Here is a 21288-nt window from a genome sequence, read left to right as displayed (position 1 = left end):
CAATCGGGACTTTTTTTATTTTAGCCTCAAATTGAAAAACTCATGAAAAAAATTACAATAGGTTTTTGTTTGTTCTTTTGTGCTGTTTCACTTGCCCAAGAAAAGAAAGTTCATTTGATTTCTTTGGCTAACGAAAAGAATACCGCTTTAGAAAGTGATTTTTATATTGAAAAGATATACGACGGTAGACAAGTGAAAGAAAATATCGGGACCGTTTATGTGTCGCTTTTTAATAATAAAGTTGCTGCCAATTTTGAAAAACCTTTTACAGAAGAACTGTCATCACTATTAGCCATTTTATATCCCAAAACTGAAAATAAACGAGCCATTTCCATTAGAATTAATGAACTTTATGTGACAGAAAGTAACGCAGATACCGACAATAATTATAAAAAGAAGCAAACGGGTTCTGCCACTGTAGTTTTAGATATCATTGAAAAGAAAGATGATGGTCTACACTATATTACCGGTACCTTTTTTTCTTCCAAAGAAGATTCTCGTTCGGATGTTACCAAAAAGCACGCGCAATTAATCACATTGGCTATTAAAAACAGTTTCGAAAATTATAAAAATACCCAAGATACTTATAAAATCGCCATTCCGTTTGTTTCGGATGAAACGATTAATCTTGACGATACTGATGCAAAAATAAAAGCCGGTATCTACTTGAATTATAAAGATGTTTTTAATGGAAAGTTACTCAGTTTGGAAGATTACACCATAACCAAATACAAAGAAGGTTTTTGTCTCTTGAGCAATGCGACAGGTAGAGTTGAAAACGGATTTTATGGTTTTAGTGACGGGAACAATTTTTACATTAATCTTTTCCAATTTTCAACCGTGAAGTATTACTTAAAAACCGAAATATTAGGGGTTAATTACTTTATTGATGAAGTAGAAGAACGGAATCTTGATTTCAATAGTTTTTATCTAGCCTATGGTGGAATGGTGGCTATGGGTGGCGGTTTACTGCCGGCGCTCATTTTTAGTGGAAGCGGTAGTTCAGAGCCTCAAAAAATACCATTATTGATTGAAAGAGCCAATGGAATGCCTACTTTTTTAACTGATAAATATGTCATGAATATGCTTGAATCTAATGCTGTTTTACTCAAAGAATACAAGAAGACAAAACGAACACCTGCTGATAAAAAAATGATTTACAAGAAATTTTATAATTTTTAAAAAAAGCCCCGACTAAATCGGGGCTTTTTTTATTTATTTGGTTTAATTAAAAAGGCATTCGGGAATTTCTTTTTGAGCAATTCTAAGTTCTTTTCTGCTTCAATCCTGGTTTTAAAATTGCCAACCCATACTTTATAGGCAGGTGTGCTAAAAACAATTGTGGCGTCCAAATTTTTATTTTCTTTTTTAAAATCCATCAATGTTTTTCTGGAATTTTCGCTATCTCCATTGAATATCTGAATTTTATAGCGGTCATTAATAGTTATAGAACTGTTTATTTTTCTTTTTTCGTTAAGTAATTGTTCAAACTTTGGATCTTGACTTACAGCTACTTTTGCTTCTTGACTAAAGCTTTTTTGTGTTAAAAAGAAAACCACTAAAGCAGTAAAAAGAAGGTTAGTTTTCGAGAAATCTTTCATAATGATTTGATTTTTATACAAATGTAAAACTTAATAATTTAAACAAAAGAGTATTTATTATTTAGAATTAATATAAATTGGTATTTAAGATATATTTAAGGTTTTGAGAATAGTTCATAAGTCGTATTTTTGTGCAAGTTTTTAACAAAGCATGGATTTTTAACTGAAAATAGATTCGTAAAAAACCATGCCAACATTAGTCGATAATCATTATATTATATGAAAAAAGTGGGTAACCATAATTCGATTTCAAGGAAAATAGTCTACAGTTTAGCTTTAATGCTAACATTCTCCTTCACTTCATTTTCACAAGCAACACCGCCGGCAACTGACCCAGCAGCAACAGCTACTGCAACAGAAGCTCCTGCGGCAACTACTGGAGGTGATCCGGTAGCTGGTAAAGCTTTGTTTAATGCCAATTGTGCAGCATGTCATGCTCTTGATAAGAAGATGACAGGTCCTGCGTTAAGAGGTGTTTCTGCAAAGTATGACATGGCTTGGATTTACAAATGGATCAATAATAGCTCTGCCATGATTAAATCGGGAGATGCTAAAGCGGTTAAAATTTTTGAGGAATACAATAAGTCGGTGATGACTTCTTTCCCAAATTTATCAACAGCTGATATTGATAACATCATTGCGTATACCAATGAGAAAAAACCAGAACCAACAGTAACAACTGCTCTTCCGGGTAAAGAAACGGCTGATAGCGGATTGTCAAACAATGTGATTCTTGGAGCTTTAGCTTTAGTGATGTTGATGTTGGTGGTTATGTTGTTCTTTGTGAACAATGTGTTGGTTAAGGTTGCCAAAGCAAATGGAATCGAAGTAGCGCCTAAAGAAGCGTCAATGCCAATATGGAAAGCTTTTGCTAAAAACCAATTTTTAGTTTTGGTTGCTTCTATTTTCTTGTTATTGTCCAGTGGTTACTTTGTTTACAGTTGGATGATGCAAGTAGGTGTTGATCAAGATTACGCGCCAATTCAACCAATTCACTATTCACACAGAATTCACGCCGGAAGTAATGGTATTGACTGTAAGTACTGTCACTCGGCTGCCAGAGTTAGTAAAAATGCTGGTATTCCTTCGTTGAATGTTTGTATGAACTGTCACAAAAATATTTCAGAAGTAGCTGATACAACTGCCACTGCTGAATACACCAAAGCTTTCTACGATGGTGAAATCCAAAAATTATATGACGCGGTAGGTTGGGACAAGTCGACTCAAAAATATACCGGAAAAACAAAACCGGTGAAATGGGTTCGTATACACAACTTGCCTGACTTTGCCTACTTCAATCACTCACAACACGTAACGGTTGCCGGAATTGAATGTCAAAAATGTCACGGTCCGGTTCAAGAATATGAAATCCAAAAACAATTTGCTCCATTAACCATGGGTTGGTGTATCAAATGTCACCGTGAAACGGATGTGAAGATGGAAGGCAATGCTTACTATACTAAAATTCACGAAGAACTTTCTAAAAAATATGGTGTAGACAAATTGACTGCGGCACAAATGGGAGGTTTAGAATGTGGTAAGTGCCACTATTAATCAAATTATTAAGAAGCTAATATTTATATACGATGTCATCGAACAAAAAATACTGGAAAAGTGTTGAGGAACTAAACGAAAATAGTTCTATTGTTGAGACGCTTAGAAATAATGAATTTGTGGAAGCAATTCCAACAGATGAATTTTTATCCGATAAAGATTCATTATCTTCTTCTTCAACAACTCGTCGTGATTTCTTGAAATACGTTGGATTTAGTACAGCCGCCGCTTCTTTGGCAGCTTGTGAAGGTCCGGTACATAAATCTATTCCTTACGTTCTACAACCAGAACAAATTATCCCTGGTGTTGCTGATTATTTTGCAACTTCTATGTTTGATGGTTTTGATTTTGCTAATTTATTGGTGAAAACACGTGAAGGTCGTCCGATTAAAATCGAAAATAATACAATAGCCGGAGCCAAATTTGCGGCTAATGCGAGAGTTCATGCTTCTGTATTGTCTTTGTATGACAGTTTGCGTCTTAAAGTAACTAAGGTTGCTCAAAAAGAGGCTACTTGGGTAGAAGCAGATTTGAAAATCAAAGCCAGTTTGGCAGAAGCTAAATCAAAAGGCGGACAAGTAGTTTTGTTAACCAATACTTTAGCTAGTCCATCTACTGAAAAATTAATCGCTGAATTTATTTCACAGAACCCAACGGCTAAACATGTAGTTTATGATGCCGTTTCTGAATCGGCTGCCTTAGATGCTTTTGAAGCCGTTTATGGTGAAAGAGCTTTGGTTGATTATGATTTTTCAAAAGCAAATACTATCGTTTCCATCGGTGCAGATTTCTTAGGAGATTGGCAAGGTGGAGGATTTGACAGTGGTTATGCACAAGGAAGAATTCCTCAAAAAGGTAAAATGTCGAAACACATTCAGTTTGAAGCTAACATGACTTTGTCAGGTGCTGCAGCTGATAAACGTGTTCCGATGAAAATTGCGGATCAAAAATTAGCTTTAGTTAAAATTTATAATATTGTTACAGGTGCATCTGTTGGTCTTGGAAAAGTAGCCAATGAAGATGAAGTTGTAAAAGCAGCACAACAATTAAAGGACGCAGGTTCTAAAGGTCTTTTGGTTTCCGGTGTTCAAGACAAAAACGCTCAATTATTAGTTTTAGCAATTAACCAAGCTTTAACAAGTGAAGCATTTTCAACTGCTGGAACACGTCAAATCAGAAAAGGTTCTGATGCAAAAGTGGCTCAATTATTAGCCGATATAAATGCAGGAAGTGTTCATACTTTAATTATGAGTGGTGTAAATCCTGTTTATACTTTGGCCAACGGGAAAGCCTTTGCTGAAGGATTGAAAAAAGTAAAATTATCGGTAGCGTTCTCTTTGAAAGAAGATGAAACTGCTTCTCTCACCAATATTGCTATTCCGTCGACTCATTATTTAGAGTCTTGGAATGATTTAATGTTGACTAAAGGAACTTATTCTTTGGTTCAACCAACCATTCGTCCGTTATTCAGTTCAAAACAATTCCAAGAAGGATTGTTGTCGTGGAATGGTAACAGCACTGCTTATTATGATTACATCAAAGCAAATTCAGCTGCTTACTTAAATGGATTGACTTGGAATAAAGCTGTTCATGATGGAGTTGTAGCTGGTGTAGCTTCGACAGCAACTGGTGGTTCAGCGGACTTTTCAGCTGCAGCAAGCGTATTGGCTCAATCAAAACCATTGGCTAATTTCGAATTAGTATTGTATACCAAAACTGGTTTAGGAGATGGGCAACAAGCCAATAACCCTTGGTTACAAGAATTCCCTGATCCGATTACAAGAGTGTCTTGGGACAACTATTTAACGGTTTCGAAAGCAGATGCGGAAAAACTTGGTTTAGAAAATGAAATCGTTGCTAATGGTGGTCTTAACGGAAGTTATGCTACTGTAAAAGTTGGTGATGCTACTATAACAGCTCCGGTAATCATTCAACCGGGTCAAGCCGTTGGTACTATTGGTTTGGCTTTAGGATATGGTAAAAAAGCCGCTTTAAAAGAAGAAATGCAAGTAGGAGTTAATGCTTACGCTTTATATAACAACTTTAATAATGTACAATCGGCTACTTTAACCAAAGCTGATGGTGAACATGAATTTGCTTGTGTTCAGTCTCAAAAAACTTTGATGGGAAGAGGCGATATTATTAAAGAAACTACCTTAACTGTTTTCACTGCAAAATTTGATGAACCTGAAGTATGGAATCCGTCACCAATGGTTTCTTTGGATCATAAAGAAGTAAAAGCAACTTCAGTAGATTTATGGGAATCATTTGATCGTTCTGTTGGACATCATTTTAATTTGTCAATCGACTTGAATGCTTGTACCGGCTGTGGTGCTTGTGTAATTGCTTGTCATGCAGAAAACAATGTTCCTGTTGTTGGAAAATCTGAAGTTAGAAGAAGTCGTGATATGCATTGGTTGCGTATTGACAGATACTATTCTTCTGAAGAAACTTTCGCAGGTGACAACAAAAAGAAAAAAGAATTTGATGGTTTGTTTGGTGAAAAAGGTTCATTAGGCGGATTTGGAGAGATGGAAAATCCAGGGGATAATCCACAAGTTGTTTTCCAACCGGTAATGTGTCAACATTGTAACCATGCACCATGTGAAACAGTTTGTCCTGTTGCAGCAACTTCTCACGGACGTCAAGGTCAGAATCAAATGGCTTATAACAGATGTGTTGGTACTCGTTACTGCGCCAACAACTGTCCTTATAAAGTGCGTCGTTTCAACTGGTTCTTATACAATAATAACGACGAGTTTGATTTCCACATGAATAATGATTTGGGTCGTATGGTAATTAATCCAGATGTAAATGTTCGTTCTCGTGGAGTTATGGAAAAATGTTCTATGTGTATTCAAATGACACAAAAAACTATACTAACCGCTAAACGTGAAGGCAGAGAAGTGGCCGTTGATGAGTTCCAAACAGCATGTTCTGCTGCTTGTTCTTCAGGAGCTATGGTTTTTGGAGATGTTAACAACAAAGAAAGTAAAGTTGCTAAGTTGGCCGAAGACAATAGAATGTACCACTTATTAGAAAGTGTTGGAACAAAACCAAATGTTTTCTATCACGTTAAAGTTAGAAATACCTAGTATCAAAAAATAATTAATTAAGAAACAATATAAAGGATTATGTCGTCTCATTACGAAGCACCCATTAGAAAACCTTTAGTTATAGGTGATAAATCTTATCACGATGTAACAGTAGATGTCGCTGCGCCTGTAGAAGGCAGAGCCAACAAACAATGGTGGACAGTATTTTCAATAGCATTAGCCGCTTTCCTATGGGGAATAGGTTGTATTGTCTATACTATTTCTACCGGAATTGGAACCTGGGGATTGAATAAAACCGTAGGTTGGGCTTGGGATATCACTAACTTCGTTTGGTGGGTTGGTATCGGTCACGCCGGAACACTTATCTCTGCCGTATTATTGTTATTCCGTCAAAGATGGAGAATGGCGATCAACCGTTCAGCAGAAGCGATGACCATTTTCTCGGTAATCCAAGCAGGTTTATTTCCAATCATCCACATGGGTCGTCCATGGTTAGCTTACTGGGTTGTGCCAATTCCAAATCAATTCGGTTCGTTGTGGGTAAACTTTAACTCACCGTTGCTTTGGGACGTATTCGCGATTTCGACATATCTTTCTGTATCATTAGTATTCTGGTGGACAGGTTTATTACCGGATTTTGCGATGTTAAGAGATAGAGCAGTAACGCCATTCAATAAGAAAATTTATTCTATTCTATCTTTTGGTTGGAGCGGAAGAGCAAAAGACTGGCAACGTTTCGAAGAAGTGTCATTAGTATTGGCAGGCTTAGCAACACCATTGGTACTTTCTGTACACACGATTGTATCCTTTGACTTTGCTACCTCGGTGATTCCGGGATGGCATACAACCATCTTCCCACCGTATTTCGTTGCAGGAGCAGTATTCTCAGGATTTGCGATGGTAAATACGTTGTTGATTATCATGAGAAAAGTATCAAATCTTGAAGCTTATATCACTATCCAACATATCGAATTGATGAACATTGTAATCATGATTACGGGTTCTATCGTTGGGGTTGCTTATATTACTGAGTTATTTGTGGCTTGGTATTCAGGAGTAGAATATGAACAATATGCTTTCTTGAACAGAGCAACTGGTCCTTACGCTTGGGCATACTGGGCTATGATGACTTGTAACGTGTTCTCTCCTCAGTTCATGTGGTTCAAGAAATTAAGAACAAGTATTATGTTCTCTTTCATCATCTCGATTGTGGTAAATATTGGAATGTGGTTTGAGCGTTTCGTAATTATCGTTACCTCATTACACAGAGATTATCTTCCATCATCATGGACGATGTTCCAACCAACATTTGTTGACATTGGTATCTTCATCGGTACAATTGGTTTCTTCTTTGTTTTGTTCCTTTTATATGCTAGAACATTCCCGGTTATTGCTCAAGCAGAGGTTAAAACAATCTTGAAATCATCCGGAGAGAATTATAAGAAACAAAGAGAATCAGAAGGTCATAATCATTCAGATAAACATTAATATTTGCTATGAGTAGTAATAAAGTTATACACGCAATATACAATGATGATGATGTATTAATGGATGCGGTTCACAAAACCAGAGCAGCCCATCATCATATTGAGGAAATTTTCACTCCTTTCCCTGTTCACGGTTTAGATAAAGCTATGGGATTGGCACCAACACGTTTAGCTATTTGTGCATTCATTTATGGATGTATCGGTTTAACAGTGGCAACCGTTATGATGAATTACATCATGATTACCGATTGGCCACAAGACATTGGTGGAAAACCGAGTTTTAGTTATATTCAAAATATGCCGGCATTTGTTCCAGTTATGTTTGAGATGACCGTATTTTTTGCAGCCCACTTAATGGTAATCACTTTTTACATGAGAAGTAAATTATGGCCATTCAAGCAAGCAGAAAATCCGGATGTAAGAACTACCGATGACCACTTCTTGATGGAAGTAGCTGTTCATGATAATGAAGCAGAATTGGTAAAATTCTTCGAAGGAACAGGAGCAGTAGAAGTAAAAGTAATTGATAAGCATTAATAATAGATATGAAAAGTTTACTTAAAATAGCATTTGTATTCGGTAGCATTGTTTCTTTGTCTTCTTGTAAAGATGATTTGAAACCTAACTATCAATATATGCCAAATATGTACGAATCTGTGGCTTATGAAACTTATTCTGAGTCAGATGCTTTCAATTCTCCAACCGGTGAAAAGGGCAAAGAAGGTCAAGCACCGGCAGAAGGTTCAATTAAAAGAGGTTTCGTTCCTTATGAATATCCAAATACTCCTGAGGCTTTAGTTGCAATCAAGGCTTTAAATCCAAAATCACCTCTAGATGCTTCTCAAGTTGATATGAAAAAGGCCGAAGAACTTTACGGCATTTACTGTGCTATTTGTCATGGTGCTGAAGGAAATGGAAAAGGGAAGCTAGTTACCCAAGAAAAATTCTTAGGAGTTCCAAGTTATGCCGACAGAGTGATAAATGAAGGTAGTGTTTTCCATGTCGTGACTTATGGTTTGAACTCTATGGGTTCTCATGCCAATCAGTTAAGTCAAGAAGAGCGATGGTTGGTTGCCGCTTATGTAATGCAACTTAAAAGCAAATTATAATTGTAGAACAAACAGATTGTTATAGATATGTATACATTTTCAAGTAAACTAAAAACCTTTTCTTTTGTCCTAATGATCGTAGGAATCCTTGGGATTGGTTGGGGTTTTTATAAAGCACCAAAAACTATTCAAGATGTTGAGACTATTCTGAAAGAAGAAGCAGCAGAACATCACGGTGGTGGACACGAAGCTGATCCTGCTCATAAAGCTCAAACTAAACCAACAGCACATGAAGCGCATACTGAACCAGTAGCTGACGCTCATAGCGATACGATAGTTGATTCATTAGCACATGACACTACTACAGTTGCAGAAACTCATGCAGCACCTGCAAAAGAAGAAGCTCATGTTGAAACAACTACTCATGATGCCCACGCTACTGCCGGACATGATGATCATAAAGAACATGCTGAGCACGTTTTACATCAATTACAAAACAAACCTTGGGCAGCTGTTTATGTAGCATGTCTTTTCTTTATGTTGATTGCCTTAGGAGCTTTAGCTTTTTATGCCATACAACAAGTAGCTCAAGCAGGTTGGTCTCCGGTTTTATTTAGAGTGATGCAAGGAATCACGGCTTATTTATTACCAGGTTCTATTATCTTTTTTATCTTATTATTATTGTCTGGTTTCCATTTCAATCATTTGTTTGTATGGATGAATGATGGAGTTACGGAAGTTGGACACGAAAATTATGACGCGTTAATCGATGGTAAATCGGGTTATTTAAATTTTCCATTCTGGATTATCAGAGCTGCTATATTTATTGCCGGTTGGAATTTATACAGACATTTATCTAGAAAAAACTGTTTGGCTCAAGATGAAGCTACAGACAATTCTTTCTACAAAAAGAACTTTAAAATGTCAGCGGCATTCTTAGTATTCTTTATCGTAACAGAATCTATCATGTCATGGGATTGGATTATGTCAGTTGATCCACACTGGTTCAGTACATTATTCGGTTGGTACGTATTCGCTAGTTTCTTTGTAAGTGGAATTACAACCATTTCGATGGTGACTTTATACTTGAAATCTAAAGGTTATTTAGAAAATGTAAATTCAAGCCATATTCACGATTTGTCTAAATTTATGTTTGGTATTAGTGTGTTTTGGACATACTTATGGTTCTCACAATTCATGTTGATTTGGTATTCAAATATTCCTGAAGAAGTAACTTATTTCAAAACAAGAATCGAAGACTTCAATTTACCATTCTTCGGAGCGGTAGCTATGAACTTTGTATTCCCAATATTGTTATTAATCAATACTGATTTCAAACGTGTTTCTTGGATTATTGTAACGGCTGGTGTTGTTATTCTATTCGGACACTATGTTGATTTCTTCAATATGATCATGCCGGCAACGGTAGGTGACAGATGGTTCATTGGAGTGCCTGAAATTTCAGCAATCTTGTTTTTCCTCGGATTATTCATCTTTGTTGTATTCAGTGCCTTGACAAAAGCACCATTAGTTCCAAAACGCAATCCTTTCATAGAAGAAAGTAAACATTTTCATTATTAATATTTAAAGTAAATTACAAATGACAACTCTTTTGATACTTATAGTTGTAGTTTTATTGGCAGTTGCCTTATGGCAGTTAACTAAAATATTTGACTTAACTCAAGTTGGTGGAAATGTGAATAACACTCAAGTGGCAAACGATAACGATAACAAAGTTAATGGTTACTTGATGTTTGGTTTCTTAGGATTTATTTACCTAACTACGATTTTCTGTCTGTTAAATTACAGCCATTTTCCTTTGATGAGCGATTCAGCATCTGAACACGGCCCGGAAGTTGACAGATTGATGATGATTTCTATGGTTTTAATCTTTTTTGTTCAAACCGTAACACAAGCATTATTACACTATTTTGCCTTCAAATACAGAGGGAAACAAGGGCAAAAAGCACTTTATTTTGCCGATAATAATAAACTGGAATTTATTTGGAGTATTATCCCGGCGATTGTATTAGCAGGTTTAATTCTTTATGGATTATATGCTTGGACTAATATTATGTTTGTTGATGAAAAAGACGAACAAGATGCGATTGTTATCGAACTTTATGCACAACAGTTCAAATGGGAAGCCAGATATGCCGGAGCAGATAATGTTTTAGGAAAAGCCAATGTCAGATACATAGAAGGTGTTAATAATCTTGGGGTAGATTTGTCTGATCCAAATGCCCAAGATGATTTTGCTTCTTCTGAATTGCATATTCCAAAAGGAACGAGAGTGATTTTCAAAATGCGTTCACAAGACGTATTACACTCAGCTTATATGCCTCACTTCAGAGCACAGATGAATTGTGTTCCTGGAATGGTAACTGAATTTTCTTTTATCCCAACGTTAACCACTGCCGAAATGAGAGACAAACCGGCAATGATTGAAAAAGTAGCTAATATCAATGCAATAAGAGCTAAGAAAAGTGAAAAATTAGTTGCAGAAGGACAATCAGCACTTGATCCATATACTTTTGATTATTTATTATTATGTAATAAAATTTGTGGTGCTTCTCACTACAATATGCAAATGAAAATTGTAGTTGATACTCCGGAAGAATACAAAATTTGGTTAAAGGAAAATGCACCTAAAACTATTGTTCAGGCAGTGAAGACAGCAGCAGCAGAAGCTAAAGCTTCTGAAACGCCTGCAGTACCAACTAAAGATTCTACATCTTCTAACAGCAAAGACACAACAGTAGTTGCTCAAGCGGAAATGAAATAATTTATCTAAAACTTAAAAGTTACCTAATATGTCAGCAGAAGCTCACAACCACGATCACGGTCACGACGAACACGAACACCACCATAAAGACACATTCATTACTAAATATATTTTTAGTATTGATCACAAAATGATATCTAAGCAGTATTTGATTACTGGTATCATTATGGGAGTTATTGGTGTCGGTATGTCTATGCTTTTCAGAATGCAATTGGCATGGCCTGAAGAATCCTTTAAAATTTTTAGCTTTTTCCTTGGAGAAAGAATGGCACCGGGTGGCGTTATGAATAACGAAACCTATTTAGCTCTTGTTACTATACACGGAACAATAATGGTTTTCTTTGTATTGACGGCCGGTTTAAGTGGAACTTTTAGTAACTTATTGATTCCATTGCAAATTGGAGCGAGAGATATGGCCTCAGGATTCTTAAACATGATTTCCTATTGGTTGTTCTTTTTATCAAGTGTCGTAATGGTGATTTCATTATTTGTAGAATCCGGTCCAGCTTCTGCAGGATGGACTATTTATCCACCTTTAAGCGCATTGCCACAGTCTATGTCAGGTTCTGGTGCAGGAATGACTTTGTGGTTGGTTTCTATGGCTATTTTCATCGCGTCATCATTATTGGGTTCTTTGAATTATATCGTTACAGTAATTAATTTAAGAACTAAAGGAATGTCAATGACAAGATTGCCACTTACTATTTGGGCATTCTTTATCACGGCTATCATCGGAGTTATTTCTTTCCCGGTATTATTATCAGCAGCTTTGATGTTGATTATGGATAGAAGCTTTGGTACTTCATTCTTCTTGTCGGATATTTATATTGCTGGAGAAGTTTTACATTACCAAGGTGGTTCACCGGTATTGTTTGAACACTTATTCTGGTTCTTAGGTCACCCTGAAGTATATATCGTATTGTTACCTGCTTTGGGTATTACTTCTGAGATTATTGCTACACACTCTCGTAAACCAATCTTTGGTTACAGAGCAATGATTATGTCAATTATTGCCATTGCATTCTTGTCAACTATCGTTTGGGGTCACCATATGTTTATCTCGGGGATGAATCCATTCTTAGGGTCTGTATTTACTTTCACTACCTTATTGATTGCAATTCCTTCAGCAGTAAAAGCATTTAACTATATCACAACTTTATGGAAAGGTAACTTGCAGTTAAACCCAGCAATGTTATTCTCTATTGGATTAGTTTCTACCTTTATCACAGGAGGTTTAACCGGAATTATTTTGGGAGATAGTACTTTGGATATTAACGTTCACGATACATATTTTGTAGTAGCTCACTTCCACTTGGTAATGGGTATCTCTGCTTTGTATGGAATGTTTGCCGGTATTTACCACTGGTTCCCTAGGATGTTTGGAAGAATGTTAAACAAAAACTTAGGTTATGTTCACTTCTGGGTTACAGCAGTTTGTGCTTACGGAGTATTCTTCCCAATGCACTTTATAGGAATGGCTGGTTTACCAAGAAGGTATTATACAAACACCAACTTCCCATTGTTTGACGATTTACAGAATGTAAACGTTATCATCACAGTTTTTGCATTAGTTGGTGGAGCATTCCAATTGGTGTTCTTGTATAACTTCTTTAGCAGCATCTTCTACGGAAAAAAATCTGTACAAAACCCATGGAAATCGAACACATTAGAATGGACAGCGCCGGTGGAGCACATGCACGGAAACTGGCCGGGAGAAATTCCTCACGTTCACAGATGGCCTTACGATTACAGTAAGCCAGGGCATGATGATGATTTTGTTCCTCAAAATGTACCTATGAAAGCAGGAGAAGAAGTATTACATCACTAATTCTTTTTATAAAATATAGCAAATGCCTTTCCTAATCGAAAGGCATTTTTTATTGGCAACCAACTTTGTTATATATTTGTGAGATGAACGAGAATTTAGATCCAACCAACAATAATTTTAATCCCGAAGAACTTGACTTAGAGAAAAAATTAAGGCCTTTAAGCTTTGATGATTTTACCGGTCAAGAGCAAGTGTTAGATAACCTAAAAGTATTCGTAGAAGCCGCCAATCAAAGAGATGAAGCGCTCGACCATACCTTGTTTCACGGACCACCGGGATTAGGAAAAACTACTTTGGCAAATATTTTGGCCAATGAATTAGGCGTTGGAATTAAAATCACTTCCGGACCGGTTTTAGACAAACCCGGAGACTTAGCCGGATTACTTACGAATCTAGAAGATAGAGATGTTCTGTTCATTGATGAAATCCATCGATTAAGCCCGATAGTGGAAGAATATTTGTATTCCGCTATGGAAGATTTCAAAATCGATATCATGATTGAATCAGGTCCGAATGCCAGAACAGTGCAAATCAATTTGAATCCGTTTACGTTAGTTGGAGCGACCACGCGTTCCGGATTATTAACTGCTCCAATGAGAGCCCGTTTCGGAATCCAAAGCCGATTACAATATTATAACACTGAATTATTAACCACTATCGTTCAAAGAAGTTCAAGCATTTTAAAAATGCCGATTACCATGGAAGCCGCGATTGAAATTGCCGGTAGAAGCAGAGGAACACCTCGTATAGCCAATGCACTATTGCGCCGTGTCCGCGATTTTGCCCAAATCAAAGGCAACGGTAAAATCGATATCGAAATCGCTCGTTTTTCCCTAAAAGCATTACACGTTGATGCTCACGGTTTAGATGAAATGGATAATAAAATATTAATGACCATCATCGAAAAATTTAAAGGCGGACCGGTTGGTTTATCTACTTTGGCCACAGCCGTTTCCGAAAGCGGTGAAACCATCGAAGAAGTGTACGAACCTTTCTTAATCCAAGAAGGTTTTATTATAAGAACACCACGAGGAAGAGAAGTAACTGAGAAAGCTTATAAACATTTAGGAAAAATTAATACTAATATTCAAGGCGGACTTTTTTAGGGCATTCCCCTGCGGGTCGGGTTTTCCGCACTCGCTTTTTTTGCTGCACAAAAAAGAGCTCAAACAAATGCTCCAACCCCTAATGCAACATGAATTCTAATAAAGAAAAATACACCCAATTCATCAAATCCGAAGCCAAACGCCTCGGGTTTTTGTCTTGTGGCATTTCTAAAGCCGGTTTTTTAGAGGAAGAAGCGCCGCGATTGGAAAATTGGTTAAACCAAAACCATCATGGTGAAATGAAGTATTTGGAAGACCATTTCGACATGCGTTTGAATCCTACGTTATTGGTTGATGGTGCTAAAAGTGTAATTTCTCTTTTACTCAATTATTATCCACCCAAAGAACAAATTTCTGGTAGTTATAAAATTTCAAAATACGCCTACGGAAAAGACTACCACAATGTCATCAAGAAAAAATTAAAGAAGTTATTGCGCAGTATTCAAACCGAAATTGGAGAAGTTCCCGGTCGTGCCTTTGTTGATTTTGCTCCCGTGATGGACAAAGCCTGGGCCGCCAAAAGTGGCCTCGGCTGGATAGGGAAAAGCAGCAATTTATTGACCCAACAAGTAGGTTCTTTTTATTTCATAGCTGAGCTGATAGTCGATTTAGAATTAGACTATGATAACGCCACAACCGATCATTGCGGAACTTGCACCGCTTGTATTGATGCTTGCCCAACCGAAGCCATAGTCGCGCCTTATGTTGTTGATGGAAGCAAATGCATTTCTTATTTCACTATTGAACTCAAAGATAATCTTCCGCAGGAAATGAAAGGCAAACTAGATGATTGGATGTTTGGGTGCGACGTTTGTCAAGATGTTTGTCCGTGGAATAAATTTTCAAAAGCCCATAGCGAACCTTTATTTTCGCCTTATCCTGAATTGCTGTCTTATACTAAAAAAGATTGGGAAGAAATCACTGAAGATACTTTCGCCAAAGTATTTACCAATTCGCCATTAAAAAGGACTAAACTAGAAGGATTAAAGCGAAACATAGACTTTCTTAAACGATAAAAATATAAAAGGGCAACAAGATAGTCTCTTCTCTCGTTGCCCTTCTCAGAAATAATCTTGGGATTATAATTTCTGAGCTTTAACTACAGTTCTTTCCATTCCTTGCGTGATTTCTACAAAGTACAATCCGCTGGTTAACTCATTTCCAAAACGAATTACTTCTTGAGGATTTGAGATAAACTCTTTGATAATTCTTCCATTAGTATCAATAATTCGTATCGAAACATTTTCTTCTGCAGAAGATTTGATTTGTAACTCAAAATTATCTTTTGATGGATTTGGCGATACGGTTGATGTCAAATAAGAGTCAACTTCATTTTTAGAAGAGCAATTTGGCACTAAATCAACACTAGTCTCGCTTCCCGGAATAGTCACGCCATTGATTTGGCTAATAAAATTGTATTGACAGGTTGGTGCTGTTCCGGTAAAAGTAGAATTGACAATAGATTTTGCATCATATTTTGCGAAGAGGATATATTGTGCTCCCGGTACAGCATTGGTTATACAAACTCTTCCAAGACCTAACGAGATTTGAACTCCACTGGCAACATTTCCACAACCTGCATTGAATAAAGTAATTTGATTGCCTTGGTTTACAGAAAAAAGAGCAAGACTGTTACAGTTTTTGGTTTGTACAATATCGACACAGAAACTAGCTGACGGAGCTGTTAAACTTGTACTATAAAAGAACTGACCTGGAGTAACATTCGATACTTTATTTTGTCTTGTTGAATAACACAACTGCCCAATCAATTGACTGCTGGAATTATTGTTATATCCGGTACAAGTTTGGGCAGTGTGATATATTCCGGCGGTATTACAAGAAGTCGGAACTCCATTTATCACGGCTAGTGTTGCCGGAGAAATACAGCCATTACTATTTTTAACGGTTACATTATAATTACCTGACGCAATACCACTAAAGATATTGCTGCTTTGGTAAGTATCATTATTAAGACTATAAGTAAATCCAGTGCCAGTTGGTGTTGTAATAGTAATAATTCCGGTTGTTGTAGAACAAGTTGGTTGCGTAAGGCTTATAGTTGGTGCGGCTGGAACTGAAGGCTGTTGGTTGATGACTGTCAGTGTCGCCAAAGAAATACACCCACTATTATTTTTCACAGTCACACTATAATTACCCGATACTACATTTGTGAAAGTATTGCTACTTTGATAAACACCGCCAATACTATAAGTTAATCCGCTACCCGTTGGCGCAGTTATAGTAATTGAACCCGTTGCAATAGTACAAGTTGGTTGGACAGTTGTTACAGATGGAGTTTCTGGTTTTGTTGGCTGTACATTAATTGTTGCGGCTGTTCCTGGAGAAATACAACCGCTGCTGTTTTTCACCGTTACTGTATAATTACCGCTACTAACATTCGAGAATGTAGAATTACTTTGATAAGCGCCACCAATACTATAAGTTAATCCGGTTCCTGTTGGAGTAGTAACTGTTATACTTCCGGTTGCTAGATTACAATTAGGTTGAGTTAAAGTTACTGTTGGTGTAACAGGTGTTGCTGGTTGACTATTTATAACTGCAACAGTTGCTAAAGAAATACAATTGTTACCGTCTTTAAAAGTTACATTGTAGTTTCCGGTTGTTAAACCGGAGAATAAAGTGCCGCTTTGATATGCACCTCCGATGCTGTAAGTAAATCCACTTCCTGTAGGAGAGGTGATTGTAATACTTCCTGTTGCCAAAGTACAAGTAGGTTGGGTAACCGAGATTGATGGACCAGCAATTTGATTGCAAGATACAGTAACAAAAACGGTTGCTTGGTCACAATTAATTGGATTTGTAATCTCACAAATTTTATAAACTAACGAGTAAGAACCAGCCGGAGTTCCGGGAGCAACTATTACATTGGTTCCCGATAAAGTGATTCCGGGATTGGTTGAAGAAACAAAAGTGGTATTTACTTGAGAAGGATTAACCGGTTGTCCATTCAAAGTGTCATTCGCCAAAACATTAGTAAAAGTTCCACCGGTATAACCATTAATTGGTTGTGTTGTATCGTTTACCGCATCAATAATCGGAGCGGTAACTGTTACAAAAACGGTTGCTTGGTCGCAATTCGTTGGATTTGTAATCTCACAAATTTTATAAACTAACGAGTAAGAACCTGCTGGAGTTCCGGAAGCTACAATTACATTGGTTCCTGATAAAGTAATTCCGGGATTGGTTGAAGAAACAAAAGTGGTGTTTACTTGAGCAGGATTAACCGGTTGTCCATTCAAAGTGTCATTCGCCAAAACATTAGTAAAAGTTCCACCGGTATAACCATTAATTGGTTGTGTTGTATCGTTTACCGCATCAATAATCGGAGCGGTAACTGTTACAAAAACGGTTGCTTGGTCGCAATTCGTTGGATTTGTAATCTCACAAATTTTATAAACTAACGAGTAAGAACCTGCTGGAGTTCCGGAAGCTACAATTACATTGGTTCCTGATAAAGTAATTCCGGGATTGGTTGAAGAAACAAAAGTGGTGTTTACTTGAGCAGGATTAACCGGTTGTCCATTCAAAGTGTCATTCGCCAAAACATTAGTAAAAGTTCCACCGGTATAACCATTAATTGGTTGTGTTGTATCGTTTACGGCATCAATAATCGGAGCGTTAACTGTCACAAAAACGGTTGCTTGGTCGCAATTCATCGGATTTGTAATCTCACAAATTTTATAAACTAACGAGTAAGAACCAGCCGGAGTTCCGGAAGCTACAATTACATTGGTTCCCGATAAAGTGATTCCGGGATTGGTTGAAGAAACAAAAGTGGTATTTACTTGAGCAGGATTAACCGGTTGTCCATTCAAAGTGTCATTCGCCAAAACATTAGTAAAAGTTCCACCGGTAAAACCATTAATTGGACTTGAGACATCGTCATTTGCTAGAATTACATTAACCGGAGTAGGGGTTGATGTCGAGGTATTGTTATTCAGATTTGGATCAGGTTGATTACCGGTTATGGTAGCCGTGTTGGCATAATTTCCGGTAGCTCTAACAGTTACTATTATGGTCAATGTTGCATTGCTTCCGGTATTTAAATTACCAATTTCCCAGGCTCCGGTAACAGCATCGTAAGCTCCGCTAGAAGCAGTCGAATTCACATAAGTATAACCGCTAGGTAAAATGTCATTAACTACAACACCATCAGCATCTCTTGGTCCGCCGTTTGAAGCAACAATGGTAAAGGTAACATTTGAACCTACAGCCGGAGTAGCACTACTAGCTGTTTTGAGTATGCTTAAATCGGATGTATTACAATTTAAGGAGCCTGTACCGCCATCATTACTGTCTTTGGTATTAACAAAAGCGCCATATACATTGATATTGCTTATCACACTGGCCAAAGAGCCCACTCTGATTCTAATTTCGTCAAAGGGTAAAGTCGCTTTAAAACCAACATTATAAAATCCAGGACCGCTGCCAAAAATCGGAACAAGTAAAGACAAGCTAAGGAGTTGCCCACCTGATTTTGTCTCTTGAAGCATTCCATTGTTGTAAGTTAAAATGGTTAATGATTGAAACAAATCGGCTTCTAATATTGTATTTAGATCTTTTATGGTAAAACCTGCAAATGTTCCCGGAGGATAAGTAAATAATTGATCCTTAACCGCGATGGAACCGGTTTCAATAACACCTGCAGTAATAGTAATACGAGCATAATCTGAAGTGCTAGCTGTTATAACATTTCCAATATCATTTACAACACAAGCCACGCAAGCTAAACCACTAATGCCCGATTTTGCACCATCAATGTAAACCGGAAAAGCCGGACTGGTTAAAGCATAAGTTTTATTACACTCAACTGTCGTCGGACAGAATTTCTGCATTACAGCACTGTATACTTTTACAGTGCCAAGAGTTACTGTTGCCAAATTGGTCAGTGTTATTTGTACTTCATCAAAAGGCAAAGTAGTTACGAAACCTATCGTTTGTCTGCTGCTTCCAGCGAGTAAAATAGTATTTACTGAAATCAAAGCGCCATTTCCTGATTTGGTTTCCTGTTGTGATCCATTCAAATATGTAGTCACCCGAATAGCATCAAAAACATTAGCATTTAATAAAGCAATGCTCTCAAAGTCATAACCGGCAAAAGTTCCCGCAGGATAATCGGTTATCTGATCTTTTACAGCAATTTTTGAAGCTGTTCCTACACTTGCAGTTAAATCGATTAAAGCAAAATTATTCGGATCATTATCTATTAATCTATCAGTATTAATAATTGAACAAAGCACACAGGCTAAACCGTCAATGCCGGTTCTTGCACCATTAATAAAAACAGGATAAGTTTGCGCACTAATGGCTGTTGGTGTATTGCAAGGCAAGTCCGGACCGGCGCAGAATTTTTGAAAAACAGCACTGTATACTTTAGTCAACCCAAGAGTAACGCCGGCAGTTTGATTGAGATTGATTTGCACTTCGTCAAAAGGAGTATTGGCAACAAAGCCTAACTTATACCGTCCCGATGAGCTAAGAAGTGTTCCGTTTGCTAATAAATTTGTTCCGGAGAATTGTTGTTTAGGCGTTCCGTTTAAATAAGTCACTATTTGGACATTACTAAGCGCCGAAACACTTGCTAAATTGATGTTTTCAATGTCAAACCCGGCAAAAGTTCCCGCAGGATAGTCAGTAACTTGGTCTTTTATGGCAAAACTCACTGAGCCCAAAACTCCAGCGGTCAAAGTTAAACTAGCATGGTCTGTTGCGCTGGAAGAAATAGCGCTTTCGGGATTTAAAATACTTCCAACACTGATTCCTGATAATCCTGTATGTGAATTTTCAACAGCCGCCGGATAAGCCGGAAGATTTAAAGCTGTAGGGATATTACAAGCCAAATCCGGACCGGCACAATAGTTTCGGATAACCGCATAGTAAATATTAGTTGAAGTGGCTACTCCGGCCAAACTATTGATGGAAATTTCAATAGCATCAAAAGTCAAGTTGGTGTTGAATCCTAAAATATAATTCCCAGGATTCGATAATAAACTCAAACTGAGGAGTGAAACACCAGTCGATGTTTCTCTAGGAACGCCAGCAAGATAGGTTCTGATGGAAATATTGTTCAACAAATCCACCGAAATTAAACCGCCGCTTGGCGCAATTCTAAAACCGGCAAAAGTACCGGATGCGAATATATCATTGCTGTCGGTTACCCTTAATCGATGGGTTACGCCCAATCCAATTCCGGTAGAAGCGGTTGCGTAATTGTTAGCGTTAGAATCCGATATTCTATTGGTATTTGAAATGCCGCAGCCCAACAAACATAAGCCTGAAGTTGAGGAAGTCGCAGTTAAATTGTCAAATGTGCCGGCTATTAAAGGCACCGGAATTTCGGTATTACATTGTACCGTTCCATTTGATAGAAGCGTTGTCGCTTTTGGGTCAACTTTATTATTGTTAATGGAGTATGATTTCACACTACCGGCAATAATAAAAAACGTTAATAGACAAAAAATAATTTTAGATTTCATAATGCAGTTTTTTGGTTCGTACTTAGTGTAATTTTCGGTTTGTCAAACAGCCAAAACTTTGGGGTGTTTTGGTTTCTTAATTATAATTTTCGATAATAATTAAGCATGCTGTTTGACACTTTGATGTGAATATCATTGAGTTTCTCAAAGATTTCCCTACAAATTTCCTAAAAAAATCATAGACAAACTGTCATTTTTCGGGTAGTATTCGGGTAGTATTTATCCCTTTTTCTGCATTTTACCGATAGTTTGTGCGTTTTGTCAAAATTGGCATTTCGAAGAAGCGCAAATTGCGAATAAAAAAACTTCTAACAATAAATTAGAA

General features: G+C 37.2%; 13 protein-coding genes. 11 read left to right on the top strand and 2 right to left on the bottom strand.

What is annotated here, in order from left to right:
* Positions 1-42: 42 nt before the first annotated feature.
* Positions 43-1182 carry a hypothetical protein gene (locus tag ACK4R1_RS00210; protein WP_409681991.1) on the top strand — a complete coding sequence of 380 codons (1140 nt, stop codon included), beginning with the start codon at positions 43-45 and terminating at the stop codon, positions 1180-1182.
* 29 nt (positions 1183-1211) lie between these two features.
* On the opposite strand, the gene ACK4R1_RS00205 is transcribed toward ACK4R1_RS00210, so the two are convergent.
* Positions 1212-1601 (bottom strand): SPOR domain-containing protein, encoded by a 390-nt coding sequence (locus tag ACK4R1_RS00205; protein WP_409681988.1) that lies wholly within the window; start codon positions 1599-1601, stop codon positions 1212-1214.
* 219 nt (positions 1602-1820) lie between these two features.
* Here ACK4R1_RS00205 and ACK4R1_RS00200 point away from each other — a divergent pair, with 219 nt between their 5' ends.
* The 10 genes from ACK4R1_RS00200 (at position 1821) to queG (ending at position 15482) form a co-directional block, all read left to right on the top strand.
* Positions 1821-3155 carry a c-type cytochrome gene (locus ACK4R1_RS00200; protein WP_409681985.1) on the top strand — a complete coding sequence of 445 codons (1335 nt, stop codon included), beginning with the start codon at positions 1821-1823 and terminating at the stop codon, positions 3153-3155.
* Between the two features lie 32 nt (positions 3156-3187).
* Complete coding sequence (locus ACK4R1_RS00195) at positions 3188-6250, top strand: TAT-variant-translocated molybdopterin oxidoreductase (protein ID WP_409681982.1); 3063 nt, start codon at positions 3188-3190, stop codon at positions 6248-6250.
* Positions 6251-6289: 39 nt separating this feature from the next.
* On the top strand, positions 6290-7699 hold the full coding sequence (gene nrfD / locus ACK4R1_RS00190; RefSeq protein ID WP_409681979.1) for an NrfD/PsrC family molybdoenzyme membrane anchor subunit: 1410 nt from the start codon (positions 6290-6292) through the stop codon (positions 7697-7699).
* Positions 7700-7707: 8 nt separating this feature from the next.
* Entirely contained in the window at positions 7708-8235 is a 528-nt protein-coding gene (locus tag ACK4R1_RS00185) for a DUF3341 domain-containing protein (protein WP_409681976.1), read from the top strand.
* 8 nt (positions 8236-8243) lie between these two features.
* Positions 8244-8807 (top strand): c-type cytochrome, encoded by a 564-nt coding sequence (locus tag ACK4R1_RS00180; RefSeq protein ID WP_409681973.1) that lies wholly within the window; start codon positions 8244-8246, stop codon positions 8805-8807.
* Between the two features lie 27 nt (positions 8808-8834).
* On the top strand, positions 8835-10328 hold the full coding sequence (locus ACK4R1_RS00175; RefSeq protein ID WP_409681970.1) for a quinol:cytochrome C oxidoreductase: 1494 nt from the start codon (positions 8835-8837) through the stop codon (positions 10326-10328).
* A gap of 19 nt (positions 10329-10347) precedes the next feature.
* A complete protein-coding gene (locus ACK4R1_RS00170; RefSeq protein ID WP_409681967.1) occupies positions 10348-11532 on the top strand; it encodes a cytochrome c oxidase subunit II in 1185 nt (394 codons plus the stop codon).
* Between the two features lie 28 nt (positions 11533-11560).
* Positions 11561-13360 carry a cbb3-type cytochrome c oxidase subunit I gene (locus ACK4R1_RS00165; RefSeq protein ID WP_409681964.1) on the top strand — a complete coding sequence of 600 codons (1800 nt, stop codon included), beginning with the start codon at positions 11561-11563 and terminating at the stop codon, positions 13358-13360.
* Positions 13361-13443: 83 nt separating this feature from the next.
* Positions 13444-14466, top strand: coding sequence for a Holliday junction branch migration DNA helicase RuvB (gene ruvB, locus ACK4R1_RS00160; protein WP_409681961.1), 1023 nt, complete (start codon positions 13444-13446; stop codon positions 14464-14466).
* An 89-nt stretch (positions 14467-14555) separates the two neighbouring features.
* Positions 14556-15482 (top strand): tRNA epoxyqueuosine(34) reductase QueG, encoded by a 927-nt coding sequence (gene queG, locus ACK4R1_RS00155; protein WP_409681958.1) that lies wholly within the window; start codon positions 14556-14558, stop codon positions 15480-15482.
* 63 nt (positions 15483-15545) lie between these two features.
* On the opposite strand, the gene ACK4R1_RS00150 is transcribed toward queG, so the two are convergent.
* Entirely contained in the window at positions 15546-20963 is a 5418-nt protein-coding gene (locus ACK4R1_RS00150) for a T9SS type A sorting domain-containing protein (RefSeq protein ID WP_409681955.1), read from the bottom strand.
* Positions 20964-21288 lie beyond the last annotated feature (325 nt).

The organism is Flavobacterium sp. (genome assembly GCF_046293665.1).
In the GTDB taxonomy this organism is placed as follows: Bacteria; Bacteroidota; Bacteroidia; order Flavobacteriales; family Flavobacteriaceae; genus Flavobacterium.
The sequence above is the reverse complement of the archived record's forward strand: the minus strand, read 5'-3'. Positions and strand labels throughout refer to the sequence as shown.